Annotated in this window: 16 protein-coding genes; 10 read left to right on the top strand and 6 right to left on the bottom strand. The window is 71.9% G+C overall.

Features of this window, described 5'->3' with window-relative positions; genetic code table 11:
• Window positions 1-154: 154 nt before the first annotated feature.
• Window positions 155-1819: an energy-dependent translational throttle protein EttA gene (gene ettA, locus G011_RS0126255; protein ID WP_013154438.1), complete on the top strand. Its 1665-nt coding sequence runs from the start codon at window positions 155-157 to the stop codon at window positions 1817-1819.
• Between the two features lie 138 nt (window positions 1820-1957).
• A complete protein-coding gene (locus G011_RS0126250; RefSeq protein WP_013154437.1) occupies window positions 1958-2479 on the top strand; it encodes a globin in 522 nt (173 codons plus the stop codon).
• Window positions 2480-2528: 49 nt separating this feature from the next.
• On the opposite strand, the gene G011_RS0126245 is transcribed toward G011_RS0126250, so the two are convergent.
• Both G011_RS0126245 and G011_RS0126240 read right to left on the bottom strand, forming a co-directional pair.
• Complete coding sequence (locus tag G011_RS0126245; protein ID WP_019611061.1) at window positions 2529-2972, bottom strand: thioesterase family protein; 444 nt, start codon at window positions 2970-2972, stop codon at window positions 2529-2531.
• A 137-nt stretch (window positions 2973-3109) separates the two neighbouring features.
• Window positions 3110-5203, bottom strand: a complete 2094-nt coding sequence (locus tag G011_RS0126240; RefSeq protein WP_019611060.1) for a prolyl oligopeptidase family protein — start codon at window positions 5201-5203, stop codon at window positions 3110-3112.
• A 378-nt stretch (window positions 5204-5581) separates the two neighbouring features.
• Here G011_RS0126240 and G011_RS0126235 point away from each other — a divergent pair, with 378 nt between their 5' ends.
• The 4 genes from G011_RS0126235 to G011_RS0126220 all read left to right on the top strand — a co-directional run bounded on the left by G011_RS0126235 (window position 5582) and on the right by G011_RS0126220 (window position 7147).
• Window positions 5582-6082, top strand: a complete 501-nt coding sequence (locus tag G011_RS0126235; protein ID WP_019611059.1) for an HNH endonuclease — start codon at window positions 5582-5584, stop codon at window positions 6080-6082.
• A gap of 173 nt (window positions 6083-6255) precedes the next feature.
• The gene (locus tag G011_RS0126230; RefSeq protein ID WP_013154433.1) at window positions 6256-6507 is read left to right on the top strand and encodes a type II toxin-antitoxin system Phd/YefM family antitoxin; all 252 of its coding nucleotides are present in this window, start codon (window positions 6256-6258) and stop codon (window positions 6505-6507) included.
• Window positions 6504-6917: a type II toxin-antitoxin system VapC family toxin gene (locus G011_RS0126225; RefSeq protein ID WP_013154432.1), complete on the top strand. Its 414-nt coding sequence runs from the start codon at window positions 6504-6506 to the stop codon at window positions 6915-6917. The genes G011_RS0126230 and G011_RS0126225 overlap by 4 nt, the downstream gene beginning before the upstream one ends.
• 26 nt (window positions 6918-6943) lie before the next feature.
• The gene (locus G011_RS0126220; RefSeq protein WP_017566030.1) at window positions 6944-7147 is read left to right on the top strand and encodes a zinc ribbon domain-containing protein; all 204 of its coding nucleotides are present in this window, start codon (window positions 6944-6946) and stop codon (window positions 7145-7147) included.
• Window positions 7148-7200: 53 nt separating this feature from the next.
• Here G011_RS0126220 and ilvD read toward each other — a convergent pair whose 3' ends face one another.
• Window positions 7201-9063 carry a dihydroxy-acid dehydratase gene (gene ilvD, locus G011_RS0126215; RefSeq protein ID WP_013154430.1) on the bottom strand — a complete coding sequence of 621 codons (1863 nt, stop codon included), beginning with the start codon at window positions 9061-9063 and terminating at the stop codon, window positions 7201-7203.
• Between the two features lie 230 nt (window positions 9064-9293).
• Window positions 9294-10121, bottom strand: coding sequence for a nuclease-related domain-containing protein (locus tag G011_RS0126210; RefSeq protein WP_268742180.1), 828 nt, complete (start codon window positions 10119-10121; stop codon window positions 9294-9296).
• 169 nt (window positions 10122-10290) lie between these two features.
• Here G011_RS0126210 and G011_RS0126205 point away from each other — a divergent pair, with 169 nt between their 5' ends.
• Complete coding sequence (locus G011_RS0126205; RefSeq protein ID WP_026338678.1) at window positions 10291-11751, top strand: amidase; 1461 nt, start codon at window positions 10291-10293, stop codon at window positions 11749-11751.
• Between the two features lie 87 nt (window positions 11752-11838).
• Here the strand turns inward: G011_RS0126205 and G011_RS0126200 are convergent, their stop codons facing one another.
• A complete protein-coding gene (locus tag G011_RS0126200; RefSeq protein ID WP_019611054.1) occupies window positions 11839-13158 on the bottom strand; it encodes an MFS transporter in 1320 nt (439 codons plus the stop codon).
• A 195-nt stretch (window positions 13159-13353) separates the two neighbouring features.
• On the opposite strand from G011_RS0126200, the gene malQ reads away from it, so the two are divergent.
• A complete protein-coding gene (malQ, locus tag G011_RS0126195) occupies window positions 13354-15387 on the top strand; it encodes a 4-alpha-glucanotransferase (protein ID WP_026338677.1) in 2034 nt (677 codons plus the stop codon).
• Between the two features lie 172 nt (window positions 15388-15559).
• On the opposite strand, the gene pepN is transcribed toward malQ, so the two are convergent.
• A complete protein-coding gene (gene pepN / locus G011_RS0126190) occupies window positions 15560-18106 on the bottom strand; it encodes an aminopeptidase N (RefSeq protein WP_019611052.1) in 2547 nt (848 codons plus the stop codon).
• A 214-nt stretch (window positions 18107-18320) separates the two neighbouring features.
• Here pepN and G011_RS0126185 point away from each other — a divergent pair, with 214 nt between their 5' ends.
• Entirely contained in the window at window positions 18321-18956 is a 636-nt protein-coding gene (locus G011_RS0126185) for a DsbA family protein (protein ID WP_019611051.1), read from the top strand.
• Window positions 18957-19091: 135 nt separating this feature from the next.
• A complete protein-coding gene (locus tag G011_RS32230; protein WP_013154423.1) occupies window positions 19092-19247 on the top strand; it encodes a hypothetical protein in 156 nt (51 codons plus the stop codon).
• The last annotated feature ends 13 nt before the right edge of the window (window positions 19248-19260 follow it).

The raw sequence follows: 19260 nt of genomic DNA, 5'->3' as shown, positions 1-19260 counted from the left end.
GTGGCCTTGTGGCCGCGACGGAGGCCCGGGACCGGCCTCACCGCCTCGCGCCGTGGAGCCACGGCCTTTTCGGTCGCGACCGCCGGCCAGAACCGGCTCCCGCGGGCCCGGGCCATGGCGGGGGCATTGGCCGCGACACCCTAGGCTTGGACTCATGCCGGAGTACATCTACACCATGAACAACGTGCGCAAGGCGCACGGCGACAAAGTCGTCCTGGACAACGTTTCGGGGTCGTTCCTGCCCGGAGCCAAGATCGGCGTCGTGGGCCCCAACGGTGCGGGTAAGTCGACGCTTCTGAAGATCATGGCCGGCATCGAGCAGCCGTCCAACGGCGAGGCGAGGCTCATGCCCGGTTTCACCGTCGGCCTGCTCGCGCAGGAACCCCACCTCGACCCGGACAAGACGGTCCTGGAGAACGTCGAGGACGGCGTCGCCGAGACCAAGGCGATGCTGACCCGCTTCAACGAGATCGCCGAGCAGATGGCGACGGACTACTCCGACGACCTGCTCGAGGAGATGGGCAAGCTCCAGGAGCAGCTCGACCACCGGGGCGCCTGGGACCTGGACAGCCAGCTGGAGCAGGCGATGGACGCGCTGCGCTGCCCGCCCGGCGACGCCTCCGTCACCCAGCTCTCCGGTGGCGAGAAGCGCCGCGTGGCCCTGTGCAAGCTCCTGCTGGAGCAGCCCGACCTGCTGCTGCTCGACGAGCCCACCAACCACCTCGACGCCGAGAGTGTGAACTGGCTGGAGCAGCACCTGGCCAAGTACCCGGGCACCATCATCGCGATCACACACGACAGGTACTTCCTGGACCACGTCGCCACGTGGATCCTGGAGCTGGACCGGGGCCAGTTCTACCCCTACGAGGGCAACTACAGCGTCTACCTGGAGACCAAGCAGGCCCGCCTGAAGGTCGAGGGGCAAAAGGACGCCAAGAAGGCCAAGCGGCTCAAGGACGAGCTGGAGTGGGTCCGCTCCAACGCCAAGGCCCGCCAGACCAAGAGCAAGGCCCGCCTCCAGCGCTACGAGGAGATGGCCGCCGAGGCCGACAAGACCCGCAAGCTGGACTTCGAGGAGATCCAGATCCCGCCGGGTCCGCGCCTGGGCAACACCGTGGTCGAGGTCAAGAACCTCACCAAGGGCTTCGGTGACCGCGTGCTCATCGAGGACCTGAGCTTCTCACTGCCGCCCAACGGCATCGTCGGCGTCATCGGCCCCAACGGTGTCGGCAAGACGACGCTGTTCAAGATGATCGTCGGCGAGGAGACCCCCGACCAGGGCAGGATCAACGTCGGCGAGACCGTCGAGATCTCCTACGTCGACCAGTACCGCGGCCGCATCGACGACACCAAGAACGTCTGGGAGACCGTCTCCGACGGCGAGACCTTCATCCAGGTCGGCAAGGTCGAGATCCCCAGCCGCGCCTACGTCGCCGCGTTCGGCTTCAAGGGCTCCGACCAGCAGAAGCCGTCCGGTGTGCTCTCCGGCGGTGAGCGCAACCGCGTGAACCTGGCGCTCACCCTCAAGCAGGGCGGCAACCTACTGCTCCTGGACGAGCCCACCAACGACCTGGACGTGGAGACCCTCGGCTCGCTGGAGAACGCGCTGCTGGACTTCCCCGGCTGCGCCGTGATCACCTCCCACGACCGCTGGTTCCTCGACCGCGTCGCCACGCACATCCTCGCGTGGGAGGGCGACGCCAACTGGTACTGGTTCGAGGGCAACTTCGAGTCCTACGAGAAGAACAAGGTCGAGCGCCTGGGCCCGGACGCCGCGCGCCCGCACGCGGTCACCCACCGCAAGCTCACCCGCGACTGACCGGCCGGGGCCGAGCGCCCCGCGCCGAGCGGTGCCCAGGGCCCGCGGCAGGATCCCCGATCCGGCCGCGGGCCCTCGCGCTCCCGCGCCCCGGCGGACGACTCGTCCGGGCCGGGGCGGTCGCATACCCTGGTGGCGATGACTTCCGCGCGCGATTCCCAGCAGAGCGCGGGCGACGAGCCCGTGCAGATGACGTTCTACGAGGCCGTGGGCGGTGAGGAGACCTTCACCCGCCTGGTCCGCCGCTTCTACGAGGGGGTGGCCGACGACCCCGTGCTGCGGCCCATGTACCCGGAGGAGGACCTCGGCCCCGCCGAGGAGCGCCTGCGCCTGTTCCTCATCCAGTACTGGGGCGGCCCCCGCACCTACAACGAGCAGCGGGGCCACCCCCGGCTGCGCATGCGGCACGTGCCGTTCCGCATCGGCGTCGCCGAGCGCGACCTGTGGCTCACGCACATGCGCGCCGCCGTGGACTCCCTGGACCTGCACGAGGCCCTGGAGCGCCAGCTCTGGGAGTACATGGTCATGGCGGCGCACAGCATGGTCAACGTGCCCGAGGAGACCACCGCTCCCGAGGTCGCCAACCCGACCCGGGTCTCGGTGTCGGCCAAGGGCGACGACGGGGACGACGGCGAGGCCGTCACCATCTCCCTCAAGTGACCCGAGGCGACACGGCCGCCGGGACCGGGCCGCCCGGTCCCCGCGGCGCTCAGGCGTAGTCGGCGAGGAAGGCGCGCTCGACCTCGTTGAGCCGCCGGGCGCGCTGCGTGGGCACGTCGAAGCCGACCAGCACCGTCCTGGCCCGCAGGTACACCGTGGTCTCGTCCCGGATCTCGTAGGCCAGCGTGAAGCTGGCGTTGCGCACCTCGGTCACCCACAGCTCCACGCGCACCGGCTCGGAGCGGGGCAGCAGCGGGGCCACGTAGTCCGCCTCCTGGCGGGCCACCACCATGGCGCCGAAGACCTCGTCGCCCTCGACGGCACCGCCGTAGCGCAGGAAGGACACCCGGGCGTCCTCCAGGTAGGTCAGCATCCGCACGTTGTTGACGTGGTGCTGCGGGTCGAGATCGGCGTAGCGGACCTGCGCGAGGTGCACGTGCCTCCGGGGCTCGGCCGTCCGGGTGTCGGCGGCTCCGGTCTCGGTCTGTGTCACGTCCGGATCCTCTCGCGCTGTTCTCCTGGGGGAGCGGTCCCCTCGATTGTCTCAACGCTTCGCGGAGGAACGGGCGTCCCCCGGTGCCCGCCCCCTGTGTTGTTGCTCTCGCGGGGGCGGCCACCGGGGAGGGGACCTCAGTCCACGCGGAGCCCCAGGTAGTGGGCGAGGAAGGCCAGCTGCTCGGAGTTGAGCGCCACGCTGCGGCTCACCGACCGCGAGCTGTGGCCCACCTCCGACTCCCGGCGCAGCAGGATCGGCCGCTCCTCGGGCGCGGCCGCCGTGGCGTGCTGCATCAGCGCGCACAGCTTGCGCGCGTGCAGCGGGTCCACGCGGGTGTCGTTGTCGAACACGGTGAACAGCGTCGCCGGGTAGCGGGTGCCCTCGCGCACGTTGTGGTAGGGCGAGTACCCCAGCAGCCACCCCAGCTGCTCGGGGTCGTCGGCGGTGCCGTACTCGACGTTCCACAACTGGCCCAGCCCGAACCGCTCGTAGCGGACCATGTCCAGCAGCGGGGCCGAGCAGACCGCGGCGGTGAACAGGTCCGGCCGCTGCGTGACCATGGCCCCCACCAGCAGCCCGCCGTTGCTGCCGCCCATGACGGCCAGGTGCCCGGGGTCGGTCACCCCGGTGGCGACCAGGTGCTCGGCCGCCGCCGCGCAGTCGTCGAAGACGTTCTGCTTGTCGGCGAACATGCCCGCCCGGTGCCACTCCTCTCCCTCCTCCAGTCCGCCGCGCAGGTTGGCGACGGCGTACACGCCGCCCGCGCGCACCCAGGCCAGCGCCACCGCCGAGTAGGCGGGAGTGAGGGAGATGCGAAAGCCCCCGTAGCCGTACAGGATGGTCGGCCGCGGTCCTTCGGCGGGCGCCTGGGGCGAGACCACGAGCATGCGCACGGCCGTGCCGTCGCGGGAGGTGTAGGTGACCTGCTCCACCCGCACGTCGGGCAGGTCGATGTCACCGGGGGCGTCGGCCCACAGCGACACCTCGCCCGAGAGCGCGTCGTAGCGGTACACCGACGAGGGGTGGGTGTTGTCGGTGTAGCCGAACCACGCCTCGTGTCCGCCCTCGGGGCGTTCGAGCAGCCCGGTCACGGTGCCCAGGCCGGGCATGTCCAGCCCGCCCAGGAGCTCGCCGGTGGCCAGGGCGTGCCGGGTGATCTCGCTGACGGCGTGGCGGCTGCGCGAGACCAGCAGCTCGGGCCGCTCCATCCCGGGGCCGTCCAGGACCGCGTACCCCTCCAGCACCGCCTCGGGGTCCTCCGGGATCAGAGTGGTCCAGTTCCCGTAGCCGGGGTCGGCGGGGTCGGCCACGCACAGGCGTCCGCGCGGGGCGTCCCGGTCGGTGAACAGGTACAGGCGCCCGTCCCGGCCCACGTGCGGGTACAGGGAGGCGTCCACGCCCTCCTGGAAGGGGACCAGGCGCGGCGCGTCCAGGTTGCCGTCGGACAGGTCGGCGATCCACGCGTCGGTGGCCGCCGAGGTGCCGCGGTTGGCCAGCAGCACCAGCCAGCGCCCGTCCCGGCTCACGACCGGGGTGAAGTACTCGGTCTTGTCCCGGCCCTCGCCGAAGACCAGGGTGTCCTGCTCGGCGGGGGTGCCCAGGCGGTGCAGGTAGACGCGGCGGTGGTAGCTCTCCTCGCCCTCGGGCACCTGGCCCCGGGGGAGCCGGCGCACGTAGTAGAAGGCGGAGGAGTCGGGCAGCCACGCGATCGGGCTGTACCGGACCCGATCGACGGGCCCGTCCACCAGGTCTCCGCTGGCCACGTCCACGACGCGCAGTACCGACTCCTCGTCGCCGCCCTCGGAGAGCTGGTAGGCCAGGAGCGCGCCGGAGTGGTCGGGCTTCCAGGCGTCCAGTGTGGTCAGACCCTGGGGGTCGAGCGCCCCGGGGTCCACCAGCACCCGCTCGGGGCCGTCGCCGTCCTGGACGTAGAGCACACCGTGCTCCTGTTCGGCGGTGCGGCGGACGAAGAAGCGGCGGTCACCCCGCCACACGGGCGCCCCGACGCTTCCGGCGCCCAGCAGGGACCGCACCTGGTCGGCGAACCAGTTCCTTGCGGTGAACCGCGATGAGACCTCGGTGTACAGGGCGTCCTCCGCGGCAGCCCACTCCTTGGTCTGCGCCGAATCGCCGTCCTCCAACCACCGGTAGGGGTCACCGACCGTGTGACCGTGCAGGTTCTCGATGATGTCCAGCCGTGCGGCCTGGGGGTAGCGGAGTTCACGCATACTTCGCACCCTATCCACCGCCATCCACCCCGATGTGTCCGGCGCGGCGCCAGTGTGAAAAGGAGCGCCGCCAGCGCACAATGGAGCCGGGAAAAGGGGGAACACGCGGTTTCTGGGCGGCCCAGCGCAAATTGGGGTGGCGCCGGAGCGGTCCGACCACGCAAACTGAATGCGGGACGCAACTCGGCGGGACCACCGGGAGGTCCGTGTGGCAAGGCGTACGGAACCATCGATCCTCGGATCGGTGCACAGGGAGGTCTCCTGGCTGGCCGATCGGCTGGCCGGGGAGGAGACACGGCCGTCACAGACGACGGCTGGGGCGACGCGATGAGCGCCCCAAGCAGCCGGGAGGGTGGCACAGGCACCGCCCGCCGCCACGTGCTGCTGCTCAACGCCAGCTTCGAACCACTGACGACACTGCCCCTGCGCAGGGCGATCCTGCTCGTCCTGAGAGAGAAGGCGGAGGTCGTCCACCAGGACGACGCGGGCGCGATACTGCACTCGGCGACGCGCTCCTACGACGTACCGTCGGTCATCCGGCTCCGACGCTACATCAGCGTCCCCTACAGTCGCAGAGTGCCCCTCACCAGGGTCGCCCTCATGCGGCGCGACAGGCATACCTGCGGGTACTGCGGCAAGAAGGCCGAGACCATCGACCACGTCATCCCGCGCAGCCGCGGCGGCGCGCACGTGTGGGAGAACGTGGTCGCCGCGTGCAAGCCGTGCAACCACCGCAAGGCCGACAAGTTCCTGGACGAACTCGGCTGGGAGCTGCACGTGACCCCCAAGGTGCCCAAGGGGCCCCACTGGCGCCTGATCAACGGTGACCTCCACGGCGACCCCCAGTGGGAGCCGTACATGGCCCACCTGGCCGCCTGACCCGGCGGAGCCGGGACCTCGCGTCCCACCCGGCACCGCCGCCGACCCCGACCGCCCTCCGGCGCACGCGCCGGGGGGCGGTCGCGTGCTCCCCCGGCTCTTCCCCCGCTACGGTGCGGAACGTCCTCCATCTTCTGTCCAGACAGTCTAGACTGTAACCGGAGGTGGTTGCTGTGAGATGGCAGGTACAGGAACTGAAGCAGCGCACCAGTGAGGTGCTCCGTGCGGTGGAGAGTGAGGGTGACCAGATCATCACACGCCACGGGCGTGAGATCGCGGTACTGGTGGACATGGAGGAGTACCGCAGGCTGAAGGGGGAGTCCGGAGGTTTCAAGGAGCTTCTCGGTTCCGTGCCTCCGCTGGACGTGCTCGACGAGGTCCGTGCCCCGGATCTCGGGCGCGAGATCGACTGGGGCGAACGTTGAGCTTCCTCCTTGACACGAACGTCCTGTCCGAACTGCGTCGGCGCGAGCCGGACCCGGGGTTCCTGAGGTGGTGGGACGAGGTCGAGGACTCGGACCTGTACATCAGCGCACTCGTCGTGGGAGAGATCCGGCTGGGAGTCCGCAAACTGCACCACCGGGGCGACCGTTCCCAGGCGGAGCGGTTGTCCGACTGGCTCGACCGACTCGTCCGCGCCTACGGAGACAGGGTCGTCCCCGTGGACGTGGGAGTCGTCCTCGAATGGGCTCCGATGAACGTTCCGGATCGGATACCCGTGGTCGACGGTCTGATGGCGGCCACCGCCAAGCACCACGGGTGGACGTTCGTCACCCGTAACACCAAGGACGTCGCGAACCGTGGAGTGCGGCTCCTGAACCCCTTCACGGGATGAGCCGGGGGCGGTCGTATCCTGACCGCATGCCCAGATACGACTTCCGCTGCCGCGAGTGCGGCGACACCTTCGAGCTCTCCCGTCCGATGGCGCGGGCCGGCGACCCGGCGACCTGCCCCCAGGGGCACGGCGACACGGTCCGGCTGCTGTCCACCGTGGCGGTGGGCGGACGCGCGTCCGCCCCCGCGCCCTCCGGTGGAGGGTGCTGCGGGGGCGGCTGCTGCTCCTGAGGGCGGGGGCGGGCGCGCCGCCTCCGCCTCCCGGTCCGCTCCTTCTCGACCTGCTACTTCTCGACCTGGGACACGTCGCGCGCGGCGCCGGTCGAGGCCGAGGTCGCCATGGCCGCGTAGGCGCGCAGAGCCGCGGTCACCGGCCGCTGGCGGTCGCGCGGCCTGAACCGGCCCAGCTCCTTGAGCAGGCGCTCGCGGCGCGCGTCGAGCTCCTCCGCGGAGACCTCCAGCACGATGCCCCGGTTGGGGATGTCGATGCTGATGACGTCGCCGTCCTCCACCAGCGCGATGTCACCGCCCGCGGCGGCCTCGGGGGAGGCGTGGCCGATGGACAGCCCCGACGTGCCACCGGAGAAGCGGCCGTCGGTGATGAGGGCGCAGGCCTTGCCCAGGCCGCGGCCCTTGAGGAAGCTCGTCGGGTACAGCATCTCCTGCATGCCCGGACCGCCCTTGGGGCCCTCGTAGCGGATGACCACCACGTCACCGGGCTCGATCCGCTTGTTGAGGATGCCGTCCACGGCGTCCTCCTGGGACTCGAACACCTTGGCCGGTCCGGAGAAGGTCCACAGCTCCTCCTCCACGCCCGCGGTCTTGACGATCGCGCCGTCCGGGGCGAGGTTGCCGAACAGCACCGCCAGGCCGCCGTCCTTGGTGTAGGCGTGCTCGACGGAGCGGATGCAGCCCTTCTCCCGGTCGGTGTCCAGGGTGTCCCAGCGGGTGTCCTGCGAGTAGGCCTTCGTGGTGCGCTTGCCGCCGGGGGCGGCGTGGAACAGTTCCACGGCCTCGGGTGAGACGGTGTCGGAGACGATGTCCCACTCGGCGATGAACTCGCCGACCGTCTTGCCGTGCACCGTGGGCAGGGAGGTGTCCAACAGACCGCCGCGGGCCAGCTCGCCCAGGATGGAGGGGATGCCGCCCGCCCGGTGCACGTCCTCGATGTGGTACTTCTCGGTGTTTGGCGCGACCTTGCACAGGCACGGCACCCGGCGCGAGACCGCGTCGATCTCGGGCAGGCCGAAGCCGACGCCCGCCTCGGTGGCCGCGGCCAGCAGGTGCAAGATCGTGTTGGTGGAGCCTCCCATGGCCACGTCCAGGGCCATGGCGTTGCCGAAGGCCTCGGGGGTGGCGATGGACAGCGGCAGGACGGAGGAGTCGTCGTCCTCGTAGTAGCGCTTGGCGGCCTCCACGACCAGGCGTCCGGCGTCCTCGTACAGGGCGCGGCGGGCGGTGTGGGTGGCCAGCACGGTGCCGTTGCCGGGCAGGGCCAGGCCGATCGCCTCGGTGAGGCAGTTCATCGAGTTGGCGGTGAACATGCCCGAGCAGGAGCCGCAGGTCGGGCAGGCGGCCTCCTCCATCTCGTCCAGCTCGGCCTGGGAGACGCTCTCGTCGGCCGCGGCGATCATGGGGTTGATCAGGTCCAGCTTGCGCACGGTGGTGGCGGTGCCGTCGACCACCGTGACCTTGCCCGCCTCCATGGGGCCGCCGGAGACGAACACCGTGGGGATGTTCAGGCGCAGCGCGGCCAGCAGCATGCCCGGGGTGATCTTGTCGCAGTTGGACACGCACACCAGGGCGTCGGCGCAGTGCGCGTTGACCATGTACTCGACCGAGTCGGCGATCAGCTCGCGGCTGGGCAGGGAGTAGAGCATGCCGCCGTGACCCATGGCGATGCCGTCGTCCACGGCGATGGAGTTGAACTCGCGGGGGACGCCGCCCGCCTCGCGGACGGCGTTGGCGACGACCTCGGCCACCTCGCGCAGGTGGACGTGGCCCGGGACGAACTCGGTGAAGCTGTTGGCCACGGCCACGATGGGCTTGCCGAAGTCCTCGCGCTCCACACCGGTGGCGCGCATGAGGGCGCGCGCGCCGGCCATGTTCCTGCCGTGGGTGACGGTGCGTGAGCGTAGGGCTGGCATGGGGCGGGCTCCCATCGTTACGGGTGTTTCCCCTCGATGGTAGTCCTTCGTCGCACCGCTCTGGTCTCGTACTGGAAGACGGGCCATCCGGATCGTGAGACGGCCGTGGTGGGAAGGCCGGGGCGCGGCCGGTGCGGGGGAGCGACAAGCCCCTGGACACAGGAGGGCCCGGGTGCCACGGCGCTGTGGTCCGTCCCGGGCCGGGGTGGTCTCAGGGGGGTGGGGGCGTCTCAGTACCTGGGCGGCAGGGCCTTCATCGCGGCCTGGTAGATCTCCTCGATCTCCTTCTCGGTCAGGCGGTCCCGGCCGCTGCGCAGCCACTTGCGGACCTTGGTGCCGGTGATGATGTCCACGCCCCGCAGCCGGTGGCTGTCCCAGGGCATGCCGGGTCCGTAGATGGCCAGCGACGCGCGCACCTTGATCTCGCGCCCCAGCTCGGCGCTGATCAGGTCCTGCGCCCGCTTGGCCTCCTCCAGGGCCTCGTCGATGCGCTCGTTCTTGCTGAACCGCCCGTGGTAGAGCTTCTCCAGCTTGTTGCGCAGCGGCAGCCGCTTGTCCCACGACTCGGAGTCGATGGCGAACGCGCCCCGCCGGCCCACGATGAAGTGGTCGATCTGGCCGTTGCCGCCGGGCACCGCGCGCGCGTGCAGGACGCGGTAGCCGAGCTGCTTCATCACCTTGAGCTGCGCCTCGGTCTTGCGCTGGGCCGCCGAGGGCTTGCGCCAGCGCGGGATCTCCGACTCGCGCCGGGAGGCGTACACCATGATCCCGGCCAGGGTGAGGACGCCGAAGGTGACGCCGATCCGCCAGTCGGAGGTGAGCAGGCCGATCAGGACGGCCACCACGGCGGCGCCGCCGCCGCGTACCCCCCACCTGCGGACGGAACGGTTGGAGCGCAGGGCACCGTAGACCGCCTTGCCGCCCGAGGCGTCCTTCTTCTTTCTCTGATTGGGGAAAAAGAGGGATTCGGGCCTTTCGGGGTCCGATCCCCCGGACGTTGGAGTGGAGCCGTTCACTCTGGTAGCCGATTTCACGTCGGACAGGTTAGTTCGATCCATATCCGAGTCCTAGTGCATTACTTCTCACACTTTTGTATCCCTGTTCCTCGGTGCGTAAGCGTGTCGGTCGCCTCGGGACAGGGAATGCTTACCCTTCGGTCAGTCTCTCTGGAGAAGCGGGTCCTCCTCACCGTGGTGCCCTGCGGTGTGCCCGCTAATCTGTCTCGCCATGACCCAGATCCATGACCTTCCGGCCCACCGCCTCCTCGCGATGGTCCGCAGTCGTGAGCTGTCGCCTACTGAGATCACTGAGCACTTCCTGGACCGCACCGAGAGGTATGACCACCTCGTCGGCGCGTACATTACGGTCACCCCGGAAAAGGCGCTCGAACAAGCCCGTTACGCGCAGAAGCGGGTGATGGCCGACACGCCAGAGACCCTGCCTCCCCTCCTCGGGCTCCCCGTGCCCGTCAAGGACCTCGACCCGGTCGCCGGGGTCCGCCTCACCCACGGCTCACCGGTCTTCCGCGACGCCGTCGCCCCGACCGACTCGGGCCTGGTCGCCCGGCTGCGCGCCGCGGGCGCGGTCCTGCCGGGAAAGACCAACACCCCCGAGTTCGGGTCGAGCTGTTACACCGAGAACGCCGTCGCCCCGCCCTCCCGCAACCCCTGGAACACCGACCTGTCCCCGGGCGGCTCCAGCGGAGGCGCCGCGGCGGCCGTCGCCGCCGGACTCGCCCCCGTGGCCCAGGGCAGCGACGGCGGCGGCTCGATCCGCATCCCCGCCAGCGCGTGCGGGCTCTTCGGCCTCAAACCCACCCGCGGCCGGATCTCCGGCGCACCCCTCAAACCCGACCTCGCGGGCCTGTCCACCGCCGGACCCCTCACCCGAGGCGTCCGCGACGCCGCCCTCCTCCTGGACGCCATGGCCTTCTCCGGGCCGGGCGACCACTTCACCGCGCCGCCCCTGCCGCCGGGCGAGACCTTCGCCGACCACGTGGGCCGTGAACCCGGACGCCTGCGCATCGGCTGCCACGCCACCACCGGCTCCGCCCGGATCCCCGTGCACCCCCACGTCCTGGCCGCCCACGAGGAGGCCGTCCGCCTCCTGACCGACCTCGGACACGAGGTGGAGGAGGTCCCCGCCCCCGGGGACGCCCACTTCGGAGGCTCCTTCATGGAGGACTTCGGCGTGGTCTGGGCGGCGATGGCCTCGGCCACGCCGGTCGCCCCCGCCCGCGAGGCCGAGCTGAGCCCCCTCAACCAGTGGCTGCGCGAGCGGGCCCGCGCCACGCCCGTGCCCGACTACATCGCCGCCTGCGCACGCCTCCAGCGCGGCGTCCGCTCCCTCGTCGCCGCGACCGAACCCCTCGACGCGGTGCTCTCGCCCGTGCTGGCCGCGCCCCCGGTCCCGCTGGGGCACTTCACCGGCGACGGACCCGAGGAGGAGTTCCGGCGGATGACCGCGTTCGCGCCGTTCACCTCGGTCTACAACGTCTCGGGACAGCCCTCGGTCAGCGTCCCCCTGCACTGGTCGCCCGAGGGGCTGCCGATCGGCGTCATGCTCACCGGCCGCATGGGCGGCGAGGGCACCCTGCTGTCGCTGTCGGCGCAGCTCGAACGCGCGCGCCCGTGGGCCCACCGCGTCCCGCCGCTGCGCACCGGCCGACCGGACGCGTCGCCGGTGTGACGGCCGGGGCCGCCCCTTCGGTACCACCCCGACGCCGACAGCGGCAGAGAGGACCGGCACGAGGCGCGCGCTCCGGCGGCCCGCGCCTCAGCGGGGCTCGTCGGACGCGGCCTCGGCGCCCGCCGCGGCGCCGTGCACCGGCGGGGCCTCCAGCACGCTCCCCCCGACCTCCTCGGGGTCGAGGACGCCCGCCTCCTCGGCGGCCTCGGGGGGCGGCTCGGGCACGAACAGGCTCAGCAGAGCCGACACCAGCACCAGCACCGCGGCGCCCAGCACACCGCCCGCGATCCCCATGAGGTCGATCAGGCCGCCGGACAGCGGACCGGCCACCGCCCCGCCCACGCCCAACGCCGTGGACATCCATCCGAAGGCCTCGGCCCGCCGCCGCGCGGGGGCCAGGTCGCCCAGACGGCCCATGACCGCGGCCAGGGTCGGCGCCAGCGCCATACCGGACAGGAACAGCAGCGGTGTGACCAGCAGCGGTGTCGACAGCTGCGCGAACGGCGGCACGAACGGCACCAGCACCGCCACGCCCAGCGCCGAGCCGAAGCAGCGGCGCACCAGGTGGGGGCGTCCGCGCAGCGCGCCCGCGATCGCCCCGCCCACCAGCGACCCCAGCGCCCACACCGACGCCAGCACCATCACGTACTGCGGGGCGCCGAGCTCGTTGGCCCACGCCACGATCACCAGGTCCACGCCCATGATCCCGCTGACCATCAGCAGGCACATGAGGAACAGTGCCACCAGCGCCGGGCTGCGCAACAGGCTCCGGCGGGGGCCGGACGGCTCCTCACCGGCTCCCTCCCCGGTCGATGCGGGGCCGGTCACCCCGGCCCGGCGCAGCCCGAGCGCGAACCCGAGCGAGCCGAGCAGGGCCACCGCCGACAGCAGCACCAGCGCCCAGCGCGCACCGGCGAAGGCGACCACACCAGCGGTCATGATCGGGGAGAAGACGAAGAGCAGCTCCTGGGTGGTCGCCTCGGCCGCGTAGATCGCCTGCCGTTCGGGGCCGCGCGTCAGCCGCGGCCACAGCGCCCGCACGATCTGGTTCGCCGGGGAGCCGAACAGCCCGGTGCCCAGCGCCAGCGGGAGCGAGAGCCACCACAGCCGCTCGGGCAGCAGGACCAGGCCCAGCAACCCCGCGCTGAACACCACGCCGCACACCAGCACCAGCCGGTCGGTCCCGCCCCGGTCGGCCATCCGCCCGCGCAGCGGCCCCACCAGCGCCATGCCCAGGGTGAAGGCGCCCGCGACCAGCCCGGCCAGGGTGTAGGAGCCGGTCCACCCCTCCACCAGGAAGGTGACCGCGATCATCAGCCCCGGCATGTAGAAGCGCGCGGCCAGCGACCAGGCCAGCAGGGGAAGCACGTGGGGGACGGCGAAGAGCCGTCGGTAGTTCGCGAGCACACCCCGATTATGCAGATGTCGAGGACATCGGGCGATCGCTTCGACGGCCTGTGCAGAGCACCCGTTTGTACGTGCTGGACAGTCCGGAGGCGCCGCGCGGGGAGCCGTTATCGGCCCGCACCCGGGACACGTTCTGGTCCCACGCCGGAACGGCCTCCGGTGTACGGAGCCCCTGGTAGGGCATGATCGGATTCTGTGAGGGACCTTCAGCTGGCACGGTTGGCCGAGCAGCACGGAGTCGCGACGACCTACGAGGACTGGCGGGGGCGCAGGGTCCCGGTCAGCCCCGACACCATCCGCCATGTCCTGGCCGCCCTGGGCGTGGACCCGGCGGCCCCGGACGCGGGGACGGCGCCGGGCCCGCTCCCGCCCGCGGTCGTCGTCCGCGAGGGCAAGGCACCCGACCTCGTGCTCCCCGAGGGGACGCACAGCGTCGTCGAGACCTGCGGCGGCTCCCTGCTGCCCTTCGGCCCCGGCCTGCCGCTGGGCGTGCACACCCTGCGCGTCACCGACGGCGCCGCCGAGCACACCGCGCCCCTGCTCGTGGCCCCCGATCGCATCGAACCCAGTGCGCTCAGGGACCACCCTCGCCTGTGGGGGATCATGGCTCAGGTCTACAGCGTGCGCTCCCGCGCCTCCTGGGGCACCGGCGACCTGCGCGACCTCGCCGAGCTCGCCGACTGGAGCGCGCGCGACCTGGGCGCCGACTTCGCCCTGATCAACCCGGTGCACGCCACCGAGCCGCTGCCCCCGGTGGAGCCCTCGCCCTACCTGCCGGTCAGCCGCCGCTACGCCAGCCCCCTCTACATCCGCATCGAGGACGTGCCCGAGTACGCCCGGCTCGACCCCGCCCAGCGCGAGGGCATCCAGCGCCTGGCCCGGCCGCTGCGCGAACGCGGCCGCACCGCCGACCTCCTCGACCGCGACTCCGTGTGGAGGGCCAAGCGCGCCGCCCTGGAGGTGCTCTTCGAGTCGCCCCGCGCCCCCGGTCGCGAGGCCTCCCTGCGCGCCTACCTCGAACGCGAGGGCCGACCGCTGGTCGAGTTCGCCACCTGGTCGGCCCTGGCCGAGCGGCACGGCACCGACTACCGGACCTGGCCGCAGGGGCTGCGCGGGGTCCACAGCCGCGACGTCGGGGAGGAGGCCCTGCGCCGGTGGCCAGCCGTGGAGTTCCACCGCTGGCTCCAGTGGATCCTCGACGAGCAGCTCTCCCAGGCGCAGACCACCGCCGAGACCGGCGGGATGGCCGTCGGCATCGTGCACGACCTGGCCATCGGGGTGCAGGCGGGCGGCGCGGACGCGTGGATGTACGGGGACGCCCTCGTGCCCGGACTGCACGTGGGGGCGCCCCCGGACGAGTTCAACCAGCAGGGGCAGGACTGGGGCCAGCCGCCCTGGCACCCCCGGCGCCTGGCCGGGCGCGGCTACGAACCGTTCCGCCAGATCCTGGCCCAGGCGTTCCGCTACGCGGGCGGGGTCCGCATCGACCACGTCATGGGCATGTTCCGGCTCTGGTGCGTGCCCGAGGGCGCCTCCGCGGCCGAGGGCACCTACGTCAGGTTCGACCACGAGGGCATGGTGGGCACGCTCGCCCTGGCCGCCCACCGGGCGGACGCCGTCGTGGTCGGGGAGGACCTGGGCACCGTGGAGCCGTGGGTGCGTGAACACCTCGCCGACCGCGGGATCCTGGGCACCTCCGTGCTGTGGTTCGAGCAGGACGCCGACGGCCGCCCGCGTCCGCCGGAGGAGTGGCGCACCGACTGCCTGGCCACGGTCGCCACCCACGACCTGCCGCCGGTGGCGTCGTTCCTGTCCACCGAGCACGTCGAGCTGCGCGACCGGCTGGGCCTGCTCGGCCGCCCCGTGGAGGAGGAGCGCGCCGACGCCGAGTCGCGGGTGGAGCGCTGGCGCGAGCTCCTCGTGGAGCTGGGCCTGCTCGACGAGGACGTGGACCCCGTGGCCGACCCGGCCGCCGTGGTGGCGGCCATGCACGCCTACCTGGTGGCCACCCCCGCCCGCATGATCGGGGTCGCGCTCACCGACGTGGTGGGGGAGCGGCGCATGCAGAACCAGCCCGGCACCAGCGACGAGTACCCGAACTGGCGCATCCCGCTCACCAGCGGCGAGGGCGAGCCGGTCCTGGTGGACGAACTGCTCGCCGACCCGCGCATGGTGGCGCGCATCCGCCGCACCCTCGGGCCGGTCGGCCGGCGGGACCACGCTCCCTAACGGGCTGTCCGGAACCTTTGCCGACGTGACGCGAGGGGCCCTGGACCGCGTCTTGGACGGTCTCAGCGGCCGAGGCCCGCTGTGAGCACCAGGTCACGGCGGGAGGGCGGCCGGACCGAACACGCGCGCGCCCGCTCCGCCGTCGCAGGCGGGGCGGGCGCGCGGCCTCTTCCTACTCCTGACGCTCGCCCGCGGCGATGTCGGTGGCCCGGGCGCGCAGGGCCCGCTCCACCCCCGCGCGGCCCTCGACCAGCAGGCGGCGCAGCGCCGGGGCCGGGTCGGACTCGGCGATGTAGGCGTCCGTGCGCTCCAGCGTCGCCTGCTCCACCAGACCGCTCGGGTACACCACCTCGGCGAAGGTCTGCGCGAACTCGCCCGTCCACTTCTCCCAGGCCGGGCCCAGCTGCGCGAAGTACCTCTCCACGTACGGCCGGTACAGCTCGGCCTGGCCCGGCTCGGTGAAGCCCAGCAGGACCGCGCGGAACTCGGCGTTGGCGAGCTCCTCGCCCACGATCCGCTCCCACGCCGCGGCCTTGGCCTCGGCGGTGGGGATCGCGGCGCGGGCCCCGGCGGCGTTGCGCTGCCCGGCCGCGGTGGCGTCGCGCTCCAGCTCGGCGGCGATCTCCGCCTCCCCGGCCTTGCCCGTCGCGACCAGGCGGCGCAGCAGCGTCCACCGCAGGTCGGTGTCCACGACCAGCCCGTCCACGGTGATCGCGCCGTCCAGCAGGCCCTGGAGCAGGGACAGGTGTGCGTCGCTGGCCGCCGAGGCGGCCAGAGCGTTGGCGTAGGCCAGCTGAAGGTCGCCGCCCGGCTCGGCCGCGGTCAGCAGCTCGCGCAGCCGCTCGGAGAGCTGCTCGAAGCCGAACGGGCGCCACGCCGGGTCGGCGTACATGTGCAGAGCCGAGTTGGCCTGGCGCAGCAGGGTCTGGGCGACCATGACGTCGTTCACGCCGCTGATCCCGGAGATGACCAGGGAGACGTAGTCGCGGGCGGCCATCTCGCCGTCGCGGGTCATGTCCCAGGCGGCGCCGAAGGCCAGCGCGCGGGGCAGGGACTCGCGGATCTCGCCGACGCCCTCCACCACGGTGCGCAGGGAGCGCTCGTCCAGGCGGACCTTGGTGAAGGTCAGGTCGTCGTCGTTGATCAGGACCAGGTCCGGCCGGGCCCGGCCGACCAGCTCCGGCACCTCGGTGCGCTCGCCGCGCACGTCCAGCTCCACGCGCTCGCGGCGCACGACGCCCTCGTCGGTGCGGTCGTACAGACCGATCGCCAGGCGGTGCGAGCGCAGCGTCGGGTGGTCGGCCGGGGCCTCCTGGAGCACGGTGAACGAGGTGAAACGGCCCTCGGCGTCCACCTCGAACTCCGGGCGCATCGTGTTGACGCCCGTGGTCTCCAGCCAGTCGCGCGACCAGCCCGACAGGTCGCGGCCCGAGGCGGCCTCCAGGTGCTTGAGCAGGTCACGCAGCTCGGTGTTGCCGAACGCGTTCTCCTTGAAGTAGGCGCGCACGCCCGCGAAGAACGCGTCCACGCCCACGTACGCCGCGAGCTGCTTGAGCACCGAGGCGCCCTTGGCGTAGGTGATGCCGTCGAAGTTGACCTCGACCGCCTGGATGTCGACCATGTCGGCGGCGATCGGGTGGGTGGAGGGCAGCTGGTCCTGGCGCAGCGCCCAGCTCTTCTCCACGTTCGCGAACGTCGTCCAGGCGTCGGTCCACTTGGTGGCGTTGGCCTGGCAGTACACGCTGGCGTAGGTCGCGAACGACTCGTTCAGCCACAGGTCGTCCCACCAGCGCATGGTGACAAGGTCACCGAACCACATGTGCGCCATCTCGTGCAGGATCGTCTCGGCGCGGCGCTCGTAACGGGCGTCGGTGACCCTCGAACGGAAGACGTAGTCCTCCAGGAACGTGACCGCGCCCGCGTTCTCCATGGCGCCCGCGTTGAACTCGGGCACGAACAGCTGGTCGTACTTGCCGAACGGGTAGCGCAGGTCGAACAGACCGTGGAAGAAGTCGAAGCCCTGCTTGGTGACCTCGAACAGGGCGTCGGAGTCCAGGTGCTCGGCCAGCGAGGCGCGGCAGTACAGCCCCAGCGGAATGCCGTCGTGCTCGTCGCGCACCACGTGGTACGGGCCCGCGATCAGCGCGGTGATGTAGGTGGACATCACCGGCGTGGCCGGGAAGTGCCAGCGCACCCGGTCCTCGCCCGCGGCCTCGCGCTCCACGTCGGGCGCGCTGTTGGACACGACCTCCCACGAGGGGGGAGCGAACACCGTCAGCTCGAAGGTCGCCTTCAGGTCGGGCTGGTCGAAGCACGCGAACATGCGGTGCGCGTCGGCCGTCTCGAACTGGGTGTACAGGTACACCGAGTCGTCGACCGGGTCCACGAACCGGTGCAGTCCCTCTCCGGTGCGCATGTACACGGCGTCGGCGACGACCGTCAGCTCGTTGTCCGCGGCCACCTCGGGGAGGACGAGGCGCTCGCCGTCGAACAGCTCGGCCGCGTCCAGCTCGGCTCCGTTCAGCGTCGCCGTGCGGATCGCGGGGGCGGCCAGCTCCACGAACGTCCGCGCCCCGGGCTCCGAGCTGGAGAACCGGATCACGGTGGTGGACCTGAAGGTCTCGGCACCGGTGGTCAGGTCCAGCTCCACGGCGTAGGAGTCGACGCTGAGAATCCGCGCCCGCTCACGAGCCTCGTCCCGTGTCAGGTTCCCTGCCACGCCACGCTCCCTCCACGGCCGCCGTCGTCGCCGGCCGGATCATTGCCGACCACGGCGAGTCCGCCGCCTGGGGTGGAGCGTCGTCGGGGCCGGAGGTCGTCTTCCACTCGACTCGATCCTGCCACGCGCCGGGACGGAATGCGCAACCGATAACCGGGGTTGCACTCCTACGACGTGAAGTGCGCACACCTTTTTCGCGATCCGAGGAGCAGCGATGACGCAGACCTTCGACCCCGGTGACGGGCAGGAGACCGTCCACGCGGACATGTGGTTCGACCCCGCCTGCCCGTGGGCCTGGATCACCTCGCGCTGGCTCATCGAGGTGGAGAAGGTCCGGCCGGTCCGCGTGCGCTGGCACGTGATGAGCCTGGGCGTGCTCAACGAGGGACGCGACCTGCCCGAGGACTACCGCGCGAGCATCGACGGGTCCTGGGAGGCGGTGCGGGTGTGCGTCGCCGCCGAACAGCGCTTCGGTCCCGAGGTCCTGGGCGGCCTGTACACGGCCCTGGGCAGCCGCTTCCACAACGGCGGCGAACCGCGCACCACGGACACGATCCGCGCGGCGCTGGCCGAGGCCGGACTGCCCGAGGACCTGTCCGAGGCGGGCGCGTCCACCGACTACGACCAGGCCCTGCGCGCCTCGCACGCCGAGGCGATGAAGCTGGTCGGCGAGGACGTGGGCACCCCCGTGGTCCAGGTCGCCGACACCGCCTTCTTCGGACCGGTCGTCACGCCGATCCCGCGCGGCGAGGCGGCCGGCAGGCTCTGGGACGGCGTGCTCCTGGTCGCCGGGACCGACGGGTTCTTCGAACTCAAGCGGACCCGCACCCGGGACCCCATCTTCGACTGACCCGTGTCCGCCGGGGCCCCCGCCCCGGTCCGGCGGGGCGGACGGCCGCGCCGAGCCCGCGGGGGTGCACACTGGAGGCGAACACCGGCGGCGGGCGGGGGCCCGCCGCGACGAACGCGAAGGGGGCGGGGGACCGTGTCCGGACCCGACGACGAGCGCAGGGTCGACTTCCTCGACGATCTTGACATCCTGCCCGACACCACCGGCGACGAGAGGGGCCCCGGCTGGGGCGACTCCGACGACGACTCCACCGCGCGCCTCCTCGCGGAGCGCCCCCCGCACTGGGACTGATCCGGCGGGCGAC

The organism is Nocardiopsis sp. CNS-639 (assembly GCF_000381685.1).
Taxonomy (GTDB): Bacteria; Actinomycetota; Actinomycetes; order Streptosporangiales; family Streptosporangiaceae; genus Nocardiopsis; species Nocardiopsis dassonvillei.
The sequence above is the reverse complement of the archived record's forward strand: the minus strand, read 5'-3'. Positions and strand labels throughout refer to the sequence as shown.

Bases quoted from the DNA above. Each gene is read 5' to 3' on its own strand.
- ettA (WP_013154438.1), top strand. From the start codon at position 155: ATGCCGGAGTACATCTACACCATGAACAACGTGCGCAAGGCGCACGGC.
- G011_RS0126250 (WP_013154437.1), top strand. From the start codon at position 1,958: ATGACTTCCGCGCGCGATTCCCAGCAGAGCGCGGGCGACGAGCCCGTG.
- G011_RS0126240 (WP_019611060.1), bottom strand. From the start codon at position 5,203: ATGCGTGAACTCCGCTACCCCCAGGCCGCACGGCTGGACATCATCGAG.
- G011_RS0126220 (WP_017566030.1), top strand. From the start codon at position 6,944: ATGCCCAGATACGACTTCCGCTGCCGCGAGTGCGGCGACACCTTCGAG.
- ilvD (WP_013154430.1), bottom strand. From the start codon at position 9,063: ATGCCAGCCCTACGCTCACGCACCGTCACCCACGGCAGGAACATGGCC.
- G011_RS0126210 (WP_268742180.1), bottom strand. From the start codon at position 10,121: ATGGATCGAACTAACCTGTCCGACGTGAAATCGGCTACCAGAGTGAAC.
- G011_RS0126205 (WP_026338678.1), top strand. From the start codon at position 10,291: ATGACCCAGATCCATGACCTTCCGGCCCACCGCCTCCTCGCGATGGTC.
- G011_RS0126185 (WP_019611051.1), top strand. From the start codon at position 18,321: ATGACGCAGACCTTCGACCCCGGTGACGGGCAGGAGACCGTCCACGCG.